The sequence below is a fragment of the Paenibacillus intestini genome, from assembly GCF_030803945.1.
Taxonomy (GTDB): Bacteria; Bacillota; Bacilli; order Paenibacillales; family Paenibacillaceae; genus Paenibacillus; species Paenibacillus polysaccharolyticus.
The window spans coordinates 25,198-44,527 of record NZ_JAURUN010000005.1 but is presented as its reverse complement, the minus strand read 5'-3'; the positions used below and the strand labels follow the sequence as shown (position 1 = coordinate 44,527).

Annotated in this window: 18 protein-coding genes; 16 read left to right on the top strand and 2 right to left on the bottom strand. The window is 47.3% G+C overall.

Features of this window, described 5'->3' with window-relative positions:
* Nucleotides 1-35: 35 nt before the first annotated feature.
* The 6 genes from J2T16_RS15290 to J2T16_RS15265 all read left to right on the top strand — a co-directional run bounded on the left by J2T16_RS15290 (nt 36) and on the right by J2T16_RS15265 (nt 6,383).
* Complete coding sequence (locus tag J2T16_RS15290) at nt 36-1,391, top strand: cryptochrome/photolyase family protein (protein WP_221786740.1); 1,356 nt, start codon at nt 36-38, stop codon at nt 1,389-1,391.
* A gap of 186 nt (nt 1,392-1,577) precedes the next feature.
* Nucleotides 1,578-2,066 carry a GyrI-like domain-containing protein gene (locus J2T16_RS15285; protein WP_221786738.1) on the top strand — a complete coding sequence of 163 codons (489 nt, stop codon included), beginning with the start codon at nt 1,578-1,580 and terminating at the stop codon, nt 2,064-2,066.
* Between the two features lie 211 nt (nt 2,067-2,277).
* Nucleotides 2,278-3,450, top strand: coding sequence for an acyltransferase family protein (locus tag J2T16_RS15280; protein ID WP_154959588.1), 1,173 nt, complete (start codon nt 2,278-2,280; stop codon nt 3,448-3,450).
* A 346-nt stretch (nt 3,451-3,796) separates the two neighbouring features.
* Nucleotides 3,797-3,946, top strand: a complete 150-nt coding sequence (locus J2T16_RS15275; protein WP_499018645.1) for a hypothetical protein — start codon at nt 3,797-3,799, stop codon at nt 3,944-3,946.
* A 45-nt stretch (nt 3,947-3,991) separates the two neighbouring features.
* Nucleotides 3,992-5,500 (top strand): HNH endonuclease, encoded by a 1,509-nt coding sequence (locus J2T16_RS15270; protein ID WP_499018644.1) that lies wholly within the window; start codon nt 3,992-3,994, stop codon nt 5,498-5,500.
* A gap of 223 nt (nt 5,501-5,723) precedes the next feature.
* A complete protein-coding gene (locus J2T16_RS15265) occupies nt 5,724-6,383 on the top strand; it encodes a TVP38/TMEM64 family protein (protein WP_434349219.1) in 660 nt (219 codons plus the stop codon).
* Nucleotides 6,384-6,559: 176 nt separating this feature from the next.
* Here the strand turns inward: J2T16_RS15265 and J2T16_RS15260 are convergent, their stop codons facing one another.
* A complete protein-coding gene (locus tag J2T16_RS15260; RefSeq protein ID WP_221786733.1) occupies nt 6,560-7,087 on the bottom strand; it encodes a cupin domain-containing protein in 528 nt (175 codons plus the stop codon).
* A 155-nt stretch (nt 7,088-7,242) separates the two neighbouring features.
* Here J2T16_RS15260 and J2T16_RS15255 point away from each other — a divergent pair, with 155 nt between their 5' ends.
* Entirely contained in the window at nt 7,243-8,244 is a 1,002-nt protein-coding gene (locus J2T16_RS15255; RefSeq protein ID WP_336121645.1) for an NAD-dependent epimerase/dehydratase family protein, read from the top strand.
* A 198-nt stretch (nt 8,245-8,442) separates the two neighbouring features.
* On the opposite strand, the gene J2T16_RS15250 is transcribed toward J2T16_RS15255, so the two are convergent.
* Entirely contained in the window at nt 8,443-8,619 is a 177-nt protein-coding gene (locus J2T16_RS15250) for a CsbD family protein (protein WP_090921556.1), read from the bottom strand.
* 736 nt (nt 8,620-9,355) lie between these two features.
* Between J2T16_RS15250 and J2T16_RS15245 the strand changes: the two genes are divergently transcribed.
* From J2T16_RS15245 to J2T16_RS15205, 9 genes are all read left to right on the top strand, one after another.
* Nucleotides 9,356-9,793, top strand: a complete 438-nt coding sequence (locus J2T16_RS15245) for a DUF1641 domain-containing protein (protein WP_090921558.1) — start codon at nt 9,356-9,358, stop codon at nt 9,791-9,793.
* Between the two features lie 25 nt (nt 9,794-9,818).
* Nucleotides 9,819-11,000 (top strand): NAD(P)/FAD-dependent oxidoreductase, encoded by a 1,182-nt coding sequence (locus tag J2T16_RS15240; RefSeq protein ID WP_090921560.1) that lies wholly within the window; start codon nt 9,819-9,821, stop codon nt 10,998-11,000.
* A 478-nt stretch (nt 11,001-11,478) separates the two neighbouring features.
* The gene (locus tag J2T16_RS15235) at nt 11,479-12,123 is read left to right on the top strand and encodes an SDR family oxidoreductase (RefSeq protein WP_221786731.1); all 645 of its coding nucleotides are present in this window, start codon (nt 11,479-11,481) and stop codon (nt 12,121-12,123) included.
* A 53-nt stretch (nt 12,124-12,176) separates the two neighbouring features.
* The gene (locus J2T16_RS15230; RefSeq protein ID WP_336121646.1) at nt 12,177-12,929 is read left to right on the top strand and encodes a response regulator transcription factor; all 753 of its coding nucleotides are present in this window, start codon (nt 12,177-12,179) and stop codon (nt 12,927-12,929) included.
* The gene (locus J2T16_RS15225; protein WP_336121647.1) at nt 12,926-14,311 is read left to right on the top strand and encodes a sensor histidine kinase; all 1,386 of its coding nucleotides are present in this window, start codon (nt 12,926-12,928) and stop codon (nt 14,309-14,311) included. Before J2T16_RS15230 ends, J2T16_RS15225 begins: the two co-directional genes overlap by 4 nt.
* Nucleotides 14,312-14,415: 104 nt before the next feature.
* Nucleotides 14,416-15,252: a PepSY domain-containing protein gene (locus J2T16_RS15220; protein WP_336121648.1), complete on the top strand. Its 837-nt coding sequence runs from the start codon at nt 14,416-14,418 to the stop codon at nt 15,250-15,252.
* A 216-nt stretch (nt 15,253-15,468) separates the two neighbouring features.
* Nucleotides 15,469-16,119 carry a PepSY domain-containing protein gene (locus J2T16_RS15215; protein ID WP_499018639.1) on the top strand — a complete coding sequence of 217 codons (651 nt, stop codon included), beginning with the start codon at nt 15,469-15,471 and terminating at the stop codon, nt 16,117-16,119.
* A gap of 234 nt (nt 16,120-16,353) precedes the next feature.
* Complete coding sequence (locus J2T16_RS15210) at nt 16,354-17,151, top strand: ABC transporter ATP-binding protein (RefSeq protein ID WP_154890342.1); 798 nt, start codon at nt 16,354-16,356, stop codon at nt 17,149-17,151.
* A 1-nt stretch (nt 17,152) separates the two neighbouring features.
* Nucleotides 17,153-18,820, top strand: a complete 1,668-nt coding sequence (locus J2T16_RS15205) for a hypothetical protein (protein WP_336121649.1) — start codon at nt 17,153-17,155, stop codon at nt 18,818-18,820.
* Nucleotides 18,821-19,330: the final 510 nt, after the last annotated feature.

The window sequence follows — 19,330 nt, the reverse complement described above, 5'->3', positions numbered from 1 at the left end:
TTCAAGACACGCCCTAGGCAGAAGGGGTGTAGCGCATGAAATTATTCATACACCGCAAAGATCTGCGTACAGATGATCTAAGCGCTTTGGATTATTTGCGTGAGCAGGAAGAAGAGAGCCTGCATGTGTTGATCTATGATCCATTCCTGCTCCGGCAAGGCCGGGAGAAGGAGCATAGCGGTGCAAACTTCCTCCGTCATGCCGCAACACTGGGCAGAAAGTATAAGAAAGCGAAACGGCAGCTGCAAGTAGCTTATGGCAAACCCGCCGAAGTGGTGGATTGGTTACTGAGCCACATGGAGGACAAGATCAGTGAGATTGTCGTCCATCGGGACATGACGCCATATGCGATGGAACGGGATCGAGAGATACGTAAAGTCTGTGAATCCTATGGGATCACATTCACCCAACTGACGGATCATTTGCTGGTTGATCTGAAAGCCTTCGCCAGTTTCACAGGCAAATCAGAACCCTATAAAGTCTTTGCCGCCTTCCATCGACGCTGGGTTGAATTCATGAATGAACATCCTAATCCACCATCGGCAATCACGATTGCAGACGTGGACGTCACTGAACGAATTGTGGATTGGCCGGAGGCTATGAAGGTTCCTCATGCTTTGTTGGAGAATTCGGATGAGGCAGGAGATGAAGAGAATCCACATATGTTGCTGGATCGTTTTCTGTCCGAACGAGTAGCAGATTACGGGGATCATCGGGATGAGTTCGAGGCCTATGAGCCAAGCCATCTCAGCTCATATGTAGCTGTGGGGGCAGTATCTATTCGCAAGATGTATGATGCTGCACAGCGTATATCCGAAGCTGGGGAGTGGATCAGACAGCTCTGTTTCCGCGATTTCTACTTGTACAGGGCAGTCTATGAGCAAGATTATTTTACGTATGAAAAAGTGTATGATCTCTCTGTTCTTCAAGATACTCATTTCGAACGTTGGTGCAGAGCGGAAACGGGCATTCCGATTATTGATGCAGCCATGACAGAACTGAACGAGACCGGGCATATGCCCAATCGGCTCCGCATTCTGACAGCGATGTTTTTGACGAAAAACCTTCAGTGTCCGTTCACGCTGGGTGAAGCATACTTCAGAAGGAAGCTGAAAGATTATGATAACATCCAGAATCGGGGGAACTGGCTGTGGTGCGCCTCGCTGGGTGAAAATGCTGCGCCATATTTCCGTGTGAATAATCCGGTTACGCAGTCTGAGAAGTATGATGCTCAGGGCGACTATATTCGCAAGTGGCTACCCGAGTTGAAGGATTTGCATAGCAAGGAGATTCACCAACCACGCAAGGATGCGATCGTAGATCTGAAAGTTTCCAGACAGGCAGCCATTGACGTGTACAAGCAGATTCTGGCGAGTCGGGAGAAAAACTGAATTTTGAATGATGATGAAGGCAGGGAGGGAACTCCTTGCCTTTTGTTATATAAATTAGGACATGTGCGAAATGTAATTAAATATGGTATTTAATTACAGAATTTGTTACTGTTTTAGTATAAGGTAGAGTTAGAACAGGAAAACATGGCATTGTCGATTTTATTGTTGAACGAAGGGATGAGGTGTATGAAACAAATACAATCTGCAGAGTTGATCGGTAAAGAAGCCGCAACAATGATTGGTCTGAAATGGGAGGGAACGTTCGCTGAGGCAGGGGCTGGAGGTATTCGCAAGGTGCAGACCGAATTTAAGCGTCGCCTGCATGAAATCAAGAATATGATGCATCCGGATGAGCTATTGGGTTTGTCGTATCATATGACAGAAACCGGGTTTGTCCACTATGTTGCCGTCCAGGTAGATGACGTGGCATCTCCGAATGTCCCGGAGGGAATGGTTCAATTTGAAGTTCCGGCACATGATTATGTGAAATACACCCATATCAAAGGAGAATCCATTGAATCTTCTTATCATTTAATCTATGCATGGATTGAAGAACAGGGACTTTTTCTATCGAATGAACCGCTTACGCATTATGAAGTGTACCCTATGAAGCAGGATTCCAATGATCATGAACCTGAGTTTAACATTTTTGTACCGGTAAATAAAAAAAGTTAGAGTAACGACACAACAAGCCTCAGGCCGCGTCACAGCGGTCTTTTTGACATGTCTGACGATGTGAATGATCTGAAAACTTCTTGGAAATTAAAGAAAAATTAAGGAATTGGACTACACATGTTAAGCGATATGCCTTTTAATAGATAGAGAGCTTAATGGACTAAGTCATATTTAACATATTGACGAATACATAAAGGAGAACCTCTAAACCATGAGTCAAACACTGAAAAGAGAACGAATCCCGGAGTTAAATCTCGTACGGGCTGTGGCGATTATCGGTGTGCTATTTGTACATTCCACCTCCAATGCTACGCTGGAAATGACCAATTCCAGTTACTATTGGTTGTACAACTTTGTTAATATTTTCATGAAATATGGTACACCAACCTTTATTTTTTTGAGCAGCTTTGTGCTGTTCTATAATTATTATACCCGTCCGCTAGACAAGAGATTAGTCACGAATTTTTACAAGAAGCGCTTTGTCTACATTTTGTTACCTTACTTCCTGTTTTCGATTATGTATTTTGTTGTGCTGCATTACTTGTATTACCAGGGACGCCCGTTTAATGAGTCGTTGATTACTTTTATTGAAAGGCTGTTTACAGGCAAAGCCTACACGCATCTATATTTTGTTTTTATTAATATGCAATTTTATCTCATCTTCCCACTGGTGCTATGGCTATTAAAGAAACATCCTTCTGTTGTAAAGTGGTCTATCCCGATCGGGCTTTTTATTCAATGGGCCTTCATCGTCAGTAATAAATACGGGTTCCAGGTGCCCAACAAAGGAAGCTGGGCTTTCTCTTATTTCTCCTATTTCATGCTTGGAGCTTTTATGGGCGTATATTTCCCGCAGATCAAACAATGGTTTGTGATCAGTCGGGCGAATGCAACTAAAGTGCGCGTAGTTTCATGGATTGTGCTGTGGGTTGTGTGGATCACGGCGGGACTTGCTCACGTATATATTTATTATTTGCTACGGTTGAAAATTGCGACCTATAACACGTTATGGTATGAGCTTTTCTGGAATGTGCATACCTTTGCCTGTGCACTGGTCATTATTCAGATTGCATACTTGCTCTACCGCAAAGGTCCTGCACTAATCGTCAAACCGCTAAATCGACTGGGTACATTATCCTTCGGCATTTATCTGATTCATCCGTTTTTCCTTTTGTTTTATCGTGAGCATCCACCCCAAACGGGGGTATCCTGGTTGATTCATCTGTGGTACGCCGCCGGATTTGGTATTGCACTGATCGCTTCATGGATTGTGGTTGGGCTGGCGGCACGATTCCTGCCACATGCCTGGATTATCTTTGGTAATTTGCCCAAACCGAAGCCGCGTCTTGTACCGCAACAACATTCGGGGCAAGTGGATGTTTGATCTTGAAGTCAGATCATACCTGATTAAAAGCCATTTTCCGGTTCAGCCTTAGGCTGAGCTCGAGAATGGCTTTTTGTTGTGCTGAAGTGATTCGGGGGTTCTGCAGATACTATGGGTGTTTATCGTGGGAACGAATGTTTCTTTTTCAGAATACAAGGGTAATCATAAGGCGGAAAGATAATAACTACTATATAAGTTGAACTATTTATTTACACAGAAACGGAGAGGACAGAAAAATCCGGGGATAACAGCGATGGGAAGGTTATTCTGTCGTCGTAGTGTTCAGTTTAGACAGCTTTAGTTCAACTTATAGAAAACTTCGAGAACAGGATCAAGGTGATCATACATGACAAGATGTGAACAATGCGGGAAACCGATGCAAGATATATTGGAATATGTGGAGCACATTCTTCACGAATGCAACGAGCAGACAACTGAATTTGAGTCGGAAGAGTACAAGTCTTATAGCTATGAGGGTGTTCGAGAGCAGTTGTGATACAATAGAAAGAAACCGGATTCATTCGGAATCGAGGTGACAACCATGGAGACAGGATCAGCCCCTTTCCGCGAAGGGAAGACAGCACACGAAACGCGACAAACCAAGACATGTATGTATTGCGGAGAGCGACGGCCTGCGTCGGAGTTTCGGCGTAGAACGGGAAGGCGTGCGAGTTCGGGAGCCAGACGCGGAGCCTGTCGCCGTTGTCGTCAACTCGGTGTACGAGAACAACATAACCGTGATATGCGAGTAGCCCAAGCATCTCCATCTGCAAAGCTGGAGCGTCGTGGTCAAGATGGGATGGACAACACCCTTCGGGAAGACATGACTTCATCTTCGGTGAAGAACGAATGGGAACGGAATGAGCGGATTGCGCTGCAGGGGTCAGCCGCAGGTAAGGAACAAGGCCGTGATTTGGGGAAACGCGTAAATTCACATGCTGAAGCTGGGGCTGTGTTGATCGACCAGATGGAGAAGGATGTAGCGATCGTTTCGGTTAGTGATACGCCCAGCCAGCGGAAAAAACGCCGAAGACGACGGAAAAAGAAGCCGTTAGAGGTGATACATGCGCATGCCTCTGCTCAGGCAGAGAGCGAGAGTGAGGCATCCACCGATCTGTATGCGGTGGATAGGAGGCTGCCGGGCGGGGAGCATCCGCCCGGCGATGTGCATTCGCCAGGCGTAGCCGCTGCGAATGGCAAGGGCAGTGCACAGCGGGCTCGCAAGCGAGCTGCCGCTGCAGTTCCGGCCGCCGAGCAAGCATCGGCGGCCCAAGCCCTGCTGCCGGCTACGCCGGATGGCCCGGCAGCAGGGCCAGCGCCTGTGGCTGCGGACGAGCCACCCGCAGCCCGGCGCAAACGCAAGCGGCGCCGCAAGCTTGCAGCGGCGCTCGCGCCCGGCGCAGGGCAGGCCCGCAGCGAAGCTGCTGAGGCCCCTGCGCCGGAGCCCGGCCTTGCCCGTGACGAGGCCAGCACGGGCAAGGCTTCTTCGGCGGCGAAGGCACAGCCAGCCGCCGCCGGGCGCGAGCCATCGCATGCCAGCCGCAGTCACGGGGCTGGCATGGATGGCCGACCGCGGCGTCATCACGCGCCGCCGGCAGCGATTGACCCGGAAGATCCGGCTTCGCTCCGGACCAACCGTCAGGGCATGGTGCGCATGCGCGGCAAAACGGACAAAGGACGCCGCTGGCATCAGGAAGTGGATATGGAACTTGCCGTTACACTGGTGAAGGAAAAAGCTGCCGTTGTGATTAATCGGTATACCATTCGCCGATTGTTCAGCAACAAGGATTTCAAGCGGTTTATTCTGGACCGTGACAAGTATACCTGTTACTTCTGCGGCTCCTATGGAGATACTATTGATCATCTTCTTCCACGGGCCAAAGGTGGACATACAACACCGCTCAATTGTGTATGTGCCTGCAATCTGTGTAATCAATCCAAAGCGGCGATGGATGCGGACGAGTTCATGCGTTCGGGCATTCCAGAGTGGAATGCAGCCCATCAGGCAGAACTGCTTGCGCTGGAGATACAGGAAACGGGATTGGAATAAGCGATAGACAAGCTATGCTCCTGAAGTTTCAGGAGCTTTTATATGTAGAGCACACCTGGGTGAATGATCAGGGTGTGCTTTTTTGATTTGCTCTCCTATTCAAATATTTCTTCAAATTGACAACGATGCGACATCCTAATGTACGTTATACTTGGAGGGCGGCAGTCGAATTGTTTTTAAAATGTACTACTTTTTATAGATCGAATAGATTGGATGGATGCGGATGACACCAGCAGCACTTGATATTATGTCATACATCACGGAGGAAAATATTCGGTTCTGGCTGGAGAAGTTTCGTTCTCTCGGTCCATTGCCGGGCATTTTGCTTACGTTTATGAAGTCTTTTGTACCACCGCTTCCAACGTTATTAATTGTGGGTGTGAACGGAGCGGTGTACGGGTTGTGGGCAGGATTTTTGTACTCCTGGATCGGCATGGTGCTTGGCTGTACCGTGACATTCCTGATCGTGCGAGAGATCGGGAAGTCTGCTTTTGTGGAAAAATGGGCACGCAAACCGCGTGTACAACGCAGCATGGTATGGATTCGTAGAAACGCATTCAGTTATGTATTCCTGCTTAGCATTTTTCCTGTGGGGCCATTTGTCATTATTAATGTGGCTGCAGGTATCGCCCGTATGCGATTGTTATCCTTCCTGCTTGCGGTGGGGCTCGGTAAAGGTATTATGATTTTCTCTGTAACGTATATTGGTTCAAATGTAGAGCAGTTTCTGGAGCATCCGGTACGCTGGATCGGCGTCGTGTTGTTCATTGCATTATCTCTGTGGGCGAGCCGGAAATTGGAACGTCACTTCACCCGGCTTAAACCGGATCAGGATGAACGACATCCGATACAGCAGGCTTCTGAAAAAACGATTTCCTCATAAGCAGACAAGGCATACGATTGGGAATACCGGGTGCGTCAACTTGTGCTTCAAGGCAAGCTCGATATGGAGGGCAATACGCGTGCCATGCGTTTTTATCGTGTTCGAATAGCAAGGGGAATGTAGCTCCAATCGGAGAATCTTCCCCCTGCTTATATGGTTTTCATTAAGACAGCAACTCAAACCCTGCGATTGAGCCACAGCTTGGTTAAAGGCCCGCCTTCCCCATATACCGGGTCTGTGCCTGGTACAGGAACCTCTAGAATTTCTTGTAACACCTCAGGCCGCTCCTCTGGTTTGCCTGTTCGAGTGTTGTAATTCATGCCTCCAGGATAAGCTCCCGCGATCCGAAAATCGGGACTGGCTTCCAGACGTTTATGGCCGGTTCCAGCGGGCAATACAACCACATCACCACTCTCCAGATAGACCTTCTTTCCGTTCTCACCGCCTATAATTAACCTCACAAATCCGCTCATTACCGCAAGCACCTCGTGCGCATTGCTGTGATAATGATGATAATCGTATACACCGTTGATCCAGCTATTGCCCCATTCATTCCGGTTCAATTCGGATTCGGCACGGGTAGGTTCGGTACGCCAGACTCCTTTGTACAGAAGTACTGGCAGATGCGGATGATTCGGAATGACTCCGTCGTCTTGAAATTTCATGGACTGGATATCGCTATAATCTTGCCTTAGATCTCTCATTTGGGTTCACCTCTTTCCATGTATTAACCTTTCAGGGAATAAAGGAATAAAAAAATATTTGTAAAATGATACAAAATGTATCGTTTTCAGGTTATACTCGATACAGACATTCTCTTTAAAGCGCCCGATGAAAAAAAGGAGTAGGGGGAAAATGTGTGAACATTGTGGTTACAGGAGCTTCAGGATTTGTTGGATTTAATCTTTCACAGTTTTTGGCGCAAAAGGGACATCAGGTTACTATGCTCGATCAGGATGACTACTGTCAGAGACTCGTTCACCGCTCTCCATTGCACGACATGCCATTCATCAAGTGTAACCTTGCTAAAGACAATATTCATTTACCCCCGAACATAGATTACATCATTCATCTTGCCGCCATGCCTCACGTCGACTATTCATATCATCAGCCCGCAGAGGTATTTCGCAATAATACCCTCAGTACACAAGCTATCCTGCAATATGCTACCGATCGCGACATTCCTCTTTTACTCGCTTCGTCCGTTGAAGTGTACGGTGGCGAATGGGGCAGAGTTTACAACGAATCAGACCCTTATGCACCTGTCTCCCCTTATTCTGCCTCGAAAGTAGCTTGCGAGACACTAGCCCAATCCTACGCTCAATGTTATCAACTTCCGGTGAAAACATTCCGTCTGACCAATTTATACGGACCATGGCAACTTCCTGATCGCATTATCCCGCGTAACTTCGGGCGCATGCTGGATGGATTGCCACTGGATATTCAGGGATCAGCTGTACGTGATTTCCTGTATATCGATGATGCGTTGCGAGCGATCGAGCAGATTATGACCCATGGCCAAGATGGACAGACCTATAACATCTCTACCGGTATTGGAACAACGATGCAAGAGATCGGGATGTTACTGGAACCACTCGATCGATCAGCAACAGCAAAAGAGATTAGGGAACTGGAGCCTACGCAATCCAGAGGTTCCAGCTTGGTTGTACACTCCGGCAAGTTGCGCGCATCGTTTGGCTGGTATCCCCAGACTACACTGGAGCAGGGTCTGGAGAGAACATTCCAATGGTACCAGGAGCATGCCGACTGGGTTAGACTATTCAACCGGGAGTACCATACAACACGTACAAGTCGCAGCTTTATCATTGATATGGCACGGTATTCCGTACCAGCGTTATAAAACAAAAAAAGCCAGGGAAGGGTGGTTGTTCTACACCTTCCTTGGCTTTTTTTGCGCCCCCGTCATCAGATTCGGATTCAGATGTTCGGCGTATCCGAACGAATTGAGCCCAAACTTCGACGGTCAGGCTGGTTTGCCACTCTTGCGATCTTCACACAAGGTGCGTAAAGATGATCCGAGAATGCAAACCAGAATACATTATTCGTGATGTTTTTTCACATCGGCCACTTTATCTTGAACGGCCCCTTTGGCCTTATCCATTTTACCCTCAGCCTGAAGGGACTTGTTGTTCGTCGCGTTACCGATCTGATCCTTCACTTCGCCTTTGGCCTTGTTAATGCCTGCTTTAATTTTATCGCCAGTTGAATTACTCATATCGAACATCTCCTTCGTTGTCTGGTGTAGTCCTTATTAACCGGGCTGAGGATAATTTAAACGTTCACGATTACACATAGATTTGAGAAGGGGTTCTAACCTGAGGTTGTGAGCGCACCTTCCTAGGGTGGAATTTTTGCATTCTCTTTCGAGAAGGTTCATACTTGCTTGAGTAAGATGTTTGAACGGGGAGAATAAGGCTGAGGCTGTCGCTGCATAATAACCAAAGTGACCAAATTCGTTGCATGAACGGTAGATTTTTGGAAATCCATTCCTGAAAAAACGTTCAACATGCACTTTCATATGTGCTTTTCGTACATATGGTTTGTTGTGATCATGTCTTAATACCACATATGGTAGCTCGTGGCGTTTGGAAAAGAAATATGACCCGTCGAGACAAGCCAACACTCCTTGACAAAAAAATCGATTTTGTTACAATGTTCACAATATCTTCACAAGTGTAAAAAATTTCTTTTTCATGTTCATGTGTAAGAGGTGTAATATAAGGGTATAGAGTTCGATTTCGGCCTGCTTGTCGTTTTGTGCGTCAACATGTGTTGTGCGCAACAGACCCAACATACCATGCATGCGAGAGAGTGGTCTTTCTGGATGCTCTTATCCTAATGTGTGAAATTTGGTACATTTAGTGTATTGATGTATTTGTGGTTCGGCTCAGCTTGACAGGCATCATGAAAGTCGCGGACTTCTATCCCAAAGTAAAGGAGGACTTTCTCTTATGTCACAATCGCCTACTCAACAAGAGGTGCCAGTAACAGAAGGCGCAGAGCGCCAGTCCCTGGACGTACTGGATCAACTGATGAAGCCCGAGGTACAGGAGTCTTTAACTGTATTGGTGGAGAACCTGCCTAAATTGGCTGAAATGGTTACTGCAATGACGAAAGCTTACGACTTCGCACAAGGTATCGCTACAGACAAAGTTCTGATCAGCGACACAATGAGTGCAATGGGTGAGTTCGCTAAACCTGTTGTAGACAAAGCTAAAGGTGTAGCTTCTGCTGCCATCGAGGCAAATGACCGTGCACAAACCGAACAATCTTCGGTTGGCCTGTTCGCTATGCTTAAAATGCTTAAAGATCCAAACGTACAACAATCGCTTCGTTTTGCTCAATCTTTCTTGAGCATCTTGAACGAGCGTCAACAAACGAAACGTTAAGACTTAGAAAGAACGGAGGATGGATATGTCGAAGCAAATTTTGATCTTGGGTGGAGGATACGGCGGTCTGTTGACTGCGCTGACTGCGCGTCAATACTTGACTCCGGAAGAAGCGACAATTACTGTCGTGAACCGTTACCCTACACACCAAATTATTACGGAACTGCACCGTCTTGCAGCAGGAAGCATTGCTGAGCAAGCTGTTGCTCTCCCGCTTGAAAAATTGCTGCGCGGTAAAGATGTGAACCTGAAAATCGATACGGTGGATACAATCAAGCCGGACGAGAAAAAAGTTCTCATGACTAGCGGCTCCACATACTCTTACGATGCACTCGTTGTTGCTCTGGGTAGTGAAACAGCTTACTTCGGAATTCCGGGACTGCAGGAATACAGCTTCACGCTGAAATCTGTTAGTGATGCAAACCGTATTCGTGCGCATGTTGAAGCACGTCTGGATGCATACAAGCAATCCGGCAACAAAGCAGACGCTACATTTGTTATCGGTGGCGGCGGCTTGACAGGTATCGAGCTTGTCGGCGAATTCGTTGATCTTCTTCCAGGTGTATGTAAAGAAAAAGGTATCGATTTCAACGATATCTCCCTCTACACGGTTGAAGCAGGTCCTTCCATCCTGGCAGGTTTCCCGCCAGAGCTGGTTGATCGTGCAAAATCCAGTCTCGAAAAACGCGGCGTAAACTTCATTGTTGGCGTAGCGATTACAGAGATGAAAGAAAACGAAGTTATGCTGAAAGACGGCAGCTCCATCCCTACGAACACACTGGTATGGACAGGTGGCGTACAAGGTAATGCCGTTGTTGCCAACAGTGGAATCGAAGTGGATCGCGGCCGTGCAAAAGTAACGGAAGTTCTGCAATCCACATCTCACAAAGATGTGTTTGTTGCTGGTGACAGCGCAGTAGTCTTCCCTAGTGAAGGCGCTCGCCCTTACCCTCCAACGGCACAACTGGCTTGGCAAATGGGTGAAACCATTGGTCACAACCTGGGCGTAATGTTCAAAGGTGGCGCAATGGAATCCTTCTCGCCAATCTTCTCCGGTACGCTGGGAAGTCTGGGTCGTAAAGACGCTGTCGGCATGATCGGTGGCAACCAGACTCGTCTGAAAGGTCTGCCTGCAACTATGATGAAAGAAGCAAGTAACATCCGTTACCTGTCCCACATCCATGGCTTGTTCGCACTGGCTTATTAATCTATAACACCAACGTTAAAGGGCGCCCATTGGGCGTCCTTTTTTTGTTATGCTTTTCTGGACTTGAACTTGCTTGATATGATCTGAGAAGTAAGAGGAGCGATGCTTCATGCAGATGGTAAGCGAAGCGCGGAGATGCTCACAGGTATGAACACAAGGCTTTATACAGATATTAAACGGAACGTTAGAAACCGATAGGAGCGAAGAAAGGCAATAGTGAAAGAGAGGCAGGGTCTCCTTTATCATGAGCAGGACAATACGTGCGCGTTCCAAAGAATTCTGTTGGTATACCGTATTGTGATATATCAAGGAGCCAAGCGTGTAGCGTTGAGCGACTCAGCTAGCGCTTAAAAGCAGCTGCTTTCGTTTAAAAGATAAGGTAAGGCTTTTACATTAAAAGTCTATAAGATAAACAAAAATATAGCAGACAGGTAGCAATGATATCGCTCTTTTGCGCAACCTGAGAGGAGAATGAACAATGAACGTACTGGTGATTGGAGCAAATGGACAGATTGGTAAACACCTGGTGGAACAGCTGGCACAGGAAGGCAAACATCAGGTTACGGCCTTGATTCGCAAGCCGGAGCAGGCAGACGCACTGAAGGAACTTGGAGCACAGGTTGTCATGGGTGATCTGGAGGGTACCGTGGATGAGATTGCTGAAGCGATGAAAGATCAGAATGCCATCGTGTTTACAGCTGGTTCAGGCGGCTCAACGGGTCCGGACAAAACATTGTTAATCGACCTGGACGGTGCAGTGAAAACGATGGAGGCCGCAGAGAAACAGGGCATTTCCAGATATATTCTGGTCAGTGCCTATGGTGCCGATCAGCGGAGTAAATGGCCGGAAGAGATCAAACCCTATTATGTAGCGAAGCATTTTGCGGATCGTGCACTGTTCGCCAGTGATCTGAACTATACCATTATTCGTCCCGGAGGTCTGAAAAATGAACCGGGAACCGGCAGAGTGGCCGTGGGTACTGACCTGAAACCGGGTAGCATTGCTCGTGAAGATGTGGCACGTGTAATTGCAGCCTCCTTGCAGGAAGAGAAGACGTATCGGATGGCCTTTGATCTGATAGCTGGAGATCATGCTGTATCGGACGCTTTAGGCAAATTGTAAACAGATGTTGTAAACTAGCGGGAGAAGGATATGACGGGTGAGGGGGAATCAGCATGAATGAAGCTGTGCTGGTCATTGAAGATGAGCCCAAGATTGCAAGGTTGCTTGAACTGGAGTTGCAGTACGAGGGGTATCAGGTCACGAAGGCAGGAAGTGGGACGGAAGGGCTGGAAAAGTACAGTGAAGGACAATGGGATCTGATTCTATTGGACATCATGCTGCCAGGCCTAAGTGGTATTGAGGTTTTGCGGCGGATCCGAGCGAGAGATACAGCTATCCCAATTCTTATGCTGACAGCGAAAGATTCAGTGGAGGATAAAGTGTCCGGTCTGGATCTTGGTGCCAACGACTATATCACGAAGCCTTTTCAGATTGAAGAGTTGCTGGCCCGAATTCGTGCAGCGCTACGACTTGCTGCAGTTTCTACTGCCAGAACATTGACTCATGCCCCAGGGCAGGAAACGGTGCATGAGTCAGTAGGTCAGCAACAGGAAACAGACACAGCGTGGTTAACTGCAGCTGATTTAAAACTGCATGAAGGGACGCGCGAGGTTTTTCGAGATGGACAAGCCATAGAGCTTACCCCTCGTGAGTTTGATCTACTGGTGTATTTGCTACGCAACCAGCGTCAGGTGCTCAGTCGGGATCAGATCGTACAATCCGTGTGGGGATACGATTATTATGGCGATACCAATGTGGTGGACGTGTATATCCGTTATGTGCGCAAGAAGGTGGACAACGGATTCACGCCACCTCTAATACATACCGTAAGGGGCGTAGGATACGTCCTGAAGGAGCAAACATGAGCCTGCGCAGTAAAATCTACGGATACTCGTCGGTTCTATTTGCCGTGCTGTTAATTGCAGTGAATCTGTCTGTCTACCTCGTATTCGAGCGAGTATCCATTAATAATGAGATTCGCCGAGTCGAAGCAGAAGCCGAGTCGATCGTCGCAGGAGTACGTCAGTCCGCTGGCTCGATCCCGCCAGACGATCTTCTTCGGGCTTATGCGCCCGTGAACGGCATGCTACGCATTGTACATGAAGACGGCAGCAGTTCACCAGTAACCACAACGGGAGCATCCGAACAACTCAGCAAGTTATCTTACCAGTATGAGAATGAGAAAAAGGCAGAGTATACCCAGGTGGATCAGGTCGGATATGTGTGGGTATCCATGCCATTAATCTGGCCGGACGGCGAAGTGGTAAATCTGCAGGTAACTCAGAGTGTAGCTGAAACAGAGAGTGGACTTGCTACCCTGCGTACAGTGCTAGTCATCGTGACTATTGTTGCCCTGATTCCTGCCGTGATCTCCAGCCGAATTTTGGCGAATCGCATGACAAGACCGATCCAGCAAATGACTCGTACAATGAGTGATATTCAAGCGAGTGGGCAGTTCAAGCGACTTCCGCTGGAGGCAAAATCAAAGGACGAACTGAACACGATGGGACAGACGTTTAATCGCATGATGGACCTGCTGGAATCAAACTTTGAACGGCAGGAACGTTTTGTCTCGGATGCATCACATGAGCTAAAAACACCGCTGACGATCATTGAGAGTTACGCCAGTCTGCTCCAGCGCCGGGGGAAGGAGCGGCCTGAAGTCTTTGATGAAGCTGTGGAAGCGATTCTGTCTGAATCGGTACGCATGCGTGAGTTGACGGAGCAACTGTTGCTCCTGGCCAAGCAGCCGGAGCAATGGAATGTACAACTGGAACGCGTAGATATTACGAAGTTGGCTACGGATTCTACGCGAGCATTCCGCGAAGCTTATCACCGAGAAGTGCGGTGTGACGCTTCAGGCCTCATCTGGGCGATCAGCGATGAGAGCAAGCTGAAGCAGCTACTGTTTATTTTGCTGGATAATGCCCGGAAATATAGTGAAGATGCCATCGAAGTCAAACTGGAGAGCCAGGGAGAACAGTGCCGGATACGGATTGTGGATACAGGTATAGGTATGCGGCAGGAGGATCTGGAGAAAGTGTTTGACCGTTTCTACCAGGTCGATGTCTCTAGAACTAGAAGCGGAAGTGCCAGCGGGTCTGGTCTCGGACTGTCGCTTGCCAAGGAGTTGGCAGGCGCTGTCGGAGCACAGATTGAGCTAACGAGTACCGAAGGTGTTGGCACGGAGGCATGTATTATTTTACCACGATCCAAATCGGACAGCCGAGGCAACTCACTCTCATGAAATTCTCATTCTTCTCTTCTATACTGATGACATACAAGGCTAGTTATAACGTTTCAACGAGAATACTCAGATCAGTTGTGGAAGAATGTGAGGGGGAAGTGCGTATGACAGAACAGGAACAGAGGCCTGAAATGACACGAAGTGATAACAAACATGAGCTTAGGCATGGAGATAAAAATACCAAAAGAAGTCATACTGGTAAAGGATCACGAAGGTTACTGTGGTTGGGGACCGGAACATTGGTTGTCGTACTTGTTGTAGCTCTGGTGTGGTGGAAACCGTGGGAACCTGCTCGTGAGCAGTTATCTGCTGATGCAGTCGCGCAATCTGTACTGAATCAATATCCAGGGGAGATCATTCATTCTACCCTGAAGGACGGTACGTATTTGATACAGCTTCGTTCGGAGACCGGTTTATACGATGTGCAGGTCGATGCAGTAACGGCGGCTGTTCAATCCATCAAACGTCTGGAGTCGAGTCCACAGGCTGAAGAGAAGACGCTGTGGAGCCGTGAGCAGATGAAGTCGGAGTTGCTGAAAAAAAGAGCAGGGGAGCAACTTATATCGCTGGAACTGGTTGAACAGAAAGGCAGTCCTGTGTACACCGCAGTGGTAAAAGCCAAGGATAACAGCCGCCAAGAACTGACGCTTGATCCATATACGGGCGAGATTATTTCCTCCAAAGCGATCAAGTCACCTCCACCATCGGCAACGGGAGGGACGGATAAAGAGCCACAGTTTCTAAGTGAGAAGCAGGCGGAGCAGAAGGCACTTGCGAGAGTTCCTGGCGAAGTGGATGATGTGGAGCTACGTGGTACGAACAGTGGCAATCCGTATTACCTGGTTGAGATCGACCTGGAAGACGGCCGGGAGGCGACTGTACAGGTGAATGCGATCTCGGGTGCCATACGTTCGGTAACCTGGGATAAGGACGACGATTAAGAGATGCTCGACTACGTTTGAACGTTTATTTTGTCATAGGCGGACTTGTGTGAACATCTTTAGATCCAATTCTACCGCTCTCTAAAAAGGTGTAAGCATACTCTCCTCATTTTCTCATCAAATTCTAATCTTTCTCTCTCTAAACTCTCATTCGTCCAGGTTATTCTAAATATGTAGACGAGAACGAGAACAACAACGAGGAGATGAATGATGATGATGAACAAACATAAACTTTGGATTGGCAGCTTGTCCGCTGCGGTGCTGCTTGGTGGATCGGCTGTTGCAGCTAGCGGTAATATGAACGGGCAACCGGCGCCACAAATACAATCTGAAACTACACAATCCGCACCAGCCTCAGTGACACAATCCACGAGTGCGAACCAGAACAACACAGGTAAACTGCTGACTGTATCCCAAGCTAAATCCATAGCACTGAAAGCAGTGGAAGGTAAAGTGGATGATGTGGATCTGGAGCGTAGAAACGGTCAAACGTTCTATGAAGTCGAGATCGACCGAAAAGGTAAACCGGATGTGACTGTTAGGCTCGACGCCTATACAGGTAAGGTTTTGGCCGTTGTTAATGATGATGACTACGATGACGATGATGATTATCGGGATAATGGAACAGGTAACTCTTCGAGTGCATCTGCCTCCAATCAGGTTAAATTGACGGTTGCACAAGCTTCCAACATTGCACTGAAACAAGTGACTGGTGGAAAAGTAACCAAGGTTGAACTGGACCGTGATAATGGTCGTTATGTCTATGAGATTGAGCTGAGAACCGCTCAAGGTGAGGCAGACGTTGATATTGATGCGAACACAGGTAAGGTGTTGTCGTTTGATCAGGATTTTGATGACGAGGATTAATTGATAAATTGCAGCGAAGTATGGAATGGATGGAATTGATTTTCGACTCTGATCACTGTTTGCGGTATATACAGCTTAGACCGATCGTATCAGCAGAAAGACGCTTCGAATGAAGCGTCTTTTTTGTCGTACTATATAGAGTTCATAGATCCCCTAATCCAAACTGTGGTAAACTAGTAGAATTGTAGAAAAAGTATAGACGAGGAGCTGGATAACGAAGTGGCTGGTGAACAAATGAGATCGGAAACGACTAGAGAACAAGTACTGTCAATTGAAGGCTTACGTATGCGGTATAACGGGCGTTATGTATTAAACGGCATCGATCTGGAAGTGAATCGTGGGGAGATGATCGGATACATCGGGCCCAATGGAGCTGGCAAGAGTACAACGGTCAAAATTTTGCTTGGATTAGTGGAAGGTTATGTGGGAAACGTTCGTATTTTTGGACAGGATATCGCTGGCGGCGATGTGGAATATAAGCGTAGAATCGGGTATGTGCCGGAAGTGGCAGAACTGTATGAACAGTTAACTCCGGCCGAGTATTTAACGTTTACGGGAGAGTTATATGGCTTGTCTTATGAAGATGCAGATTATAAAGCAAAGCTGCTGATGGATTGTTTTGGACTGGAAAAATCATATCATTCCCGCATTGCCTCTTTCTCCAAAGGGATGCGTCAGAAAGTGCTGTTAATCTCGGCTCTGCTACATGATCCTGATCTGCTGTTTCTGGATGAACCGCTGAGCGGGCTGGACGCCAACAGTGTAATGGTGGTGAAAGAGATTTTGTCACAGCTGTCCGCAAAAGGTACAACGATCTTCTATTCGTCACACATTATGGATGTGGTGGAGAAGATCAGTAGCCGGATTGTATTGATAGCCGAGGGCCGTGTCGTGGCAGATGGCACGTTCAAGCAACTCCAGCAACAATCGATGGAAGGGTCACTGGAGGAAGTGTTTAATCAATTGACAGGCTTTAATGAACATAAGGCGATCGCTGAGCGCTTTGTGTCGATTGTGCAGGAGGTGAACTAATATGGCGAAACCCTCTGATTTTCGTACGCTCCAAGTTCTGGATCGTTTTCGGCCAATCATTACCAAGACGGGTGCTGATTATGATGTGCTACGCCTTATTTTACGGGTGAAGTTCCAGATGGATCAGCGCAGAGTGCCTACGATTATGGCTGGAAGGTCAAAGAGCAAGGAGAACAAAGAAGGTAACCAGTATGTTCGCTCTCTCTGGCTGTATGCCTTGATGGGAGCAATCATGGTTCCCTTTGTCGTCTGGGATACAGGACAATTCATGCTTCAGATGGGCATTCTGTTTGGCGTGCTGATGTTTATGATTATGACGTCGATGATTTCGGATTTTTCATCCGTGCTTCTCGACATCCGTGATAGAAATATTATTTTGACCAAACCCGTTAATGCGCGAACGGTGGGTATGGCGAGAGCCATTCATGCCGGAGTCTATCTGGTGCTGCTGACAGGTTCAGTGACGGCTGCGCCGCTGATCGCCGGGCTTGTTACGCACGGGATTGGTTTCTTTCTACTCTTTCTGTTACAGATTATTCTGATCAGCATCCTGATTCTGGTGAGCACATCTCTCATCTATCTGTTCATGATGAGGTTTCTGGATGGGGAGAAGCTGAAAGACATGATTAATATGGTGCAGATTTTGCTTTCCGTGGGGATTGCGATTGGATATCAGTTTGTCATTCGTTCCTTCGATATTATTGATTTTAAAGTAGCTTTTACGCCGGAATGGTGGCAACTGCTGTTACCTCCGCTATGGTATGCTGCTGCATACGATTGGTTATTCGCAGGAAATGGCGGGGGGTGGATCTATACGTTAACAGCGCTGGCTGTTGTTGTTCCGGTGATATGCCTGATCGTATATGTGAAGCTTATGCCATCCTTCGAGCTGTATTTAGAAAAAATGGCTCATTCCGGCCAGACATCGAGTCGCCGCCGGGGAAAGTGGGATCGTATGGTTGCCAAGCTGTTCAGTCGCTCTACCGAAGAACAAGCCTGCTTTCGTCTGTCGGCCAGCATGATGCGCGATGAACGGGAGTTCAAGTTGAAAGTTTACCCATCTTTAGGTTTATCGTTAGTTATGCCTTATATTTTCTGGTATACAGCTTTACAATCATCGACCTGGGCAGAATTCAGGCAAAGTTCCTTTGTGTACACCTTGTATATTATGCTGATCCTGTTGGTAACGGTAGTCATTATGCTACGGTATTCGGGTCAGTACAAGGCATCCTGGATCTTTCGCGCCGCGCCGATGTCTGATGAAAATGTATTATATCGAGGCGCCCTGAAGGCATTTCTAAGCAACATATTTATACCGGTATTTCTGTTGAATGCGGCCATGTTCACATGGACATTTGGACTTCGGATTTTGCCGGACATTGCGATTATTCTGCTCACAGCTACAGCGCTGATCCCGGTATCCGGCAAGTTTATGCTGCAAAAGCCACCGTTCTCCCAATCGTTCAGTGTGGCACAGCAAAGTGACGGCTGGTATATTTTCGCTGCTTTGCCTGTGTTCGCTTTACTGTGGGGTGCTCATGTCTTTTTCCGTTCTTTCTCCGGAGGTGTCTGGATGTACGGTGTGATCTTGATTGTGGCGAATGTGTTGTTGTGGACGCTGCTGTATCGTGTGAAGAAACCAGCGGTCAAGTCGGCTGTGGTCATTTAAGCTGAAGTCTATCGAGGTATCTTTTCAGAGTTGTTAGCCTGATTGAACTGGTCGCTGGCTTAAGCCGTGTAATTTTAAGAAGTGGGTCTAAGCATGATTGATGGAAGTGAGTATTTATTTTCGCCCCGTGAGCGGCTTGCAACTACCTTAAAATGAAATAAATGAAGGAAATGAAGTAAGTATGCAAACAAAGTAATTGAACTGAATGAAGAAATGAAGCGAACAAAGGAAACAAAGTGAATAAAGAAAACGGAGTAAAAAGCGTAAAAGAAGTAGGTGAACCGAGTGAAACGGGTACAGTAAGTAACCCAATACACAGTAAATCGGATAAGTAAATCATACAATTAGGCCAATGTGCAGTGGTGACTCAAACAAGCAACCTGACGAGTAGTAGAGGGGATAAGTAACTCAAACAAATAATCCTAGGTGCAGTAGATGGATAAGTAACTCAACAAGTAACTCTAGGTGCGGTAGAGTAAAAAGTGTGTTGTGATTCTAACGATCTCAGAT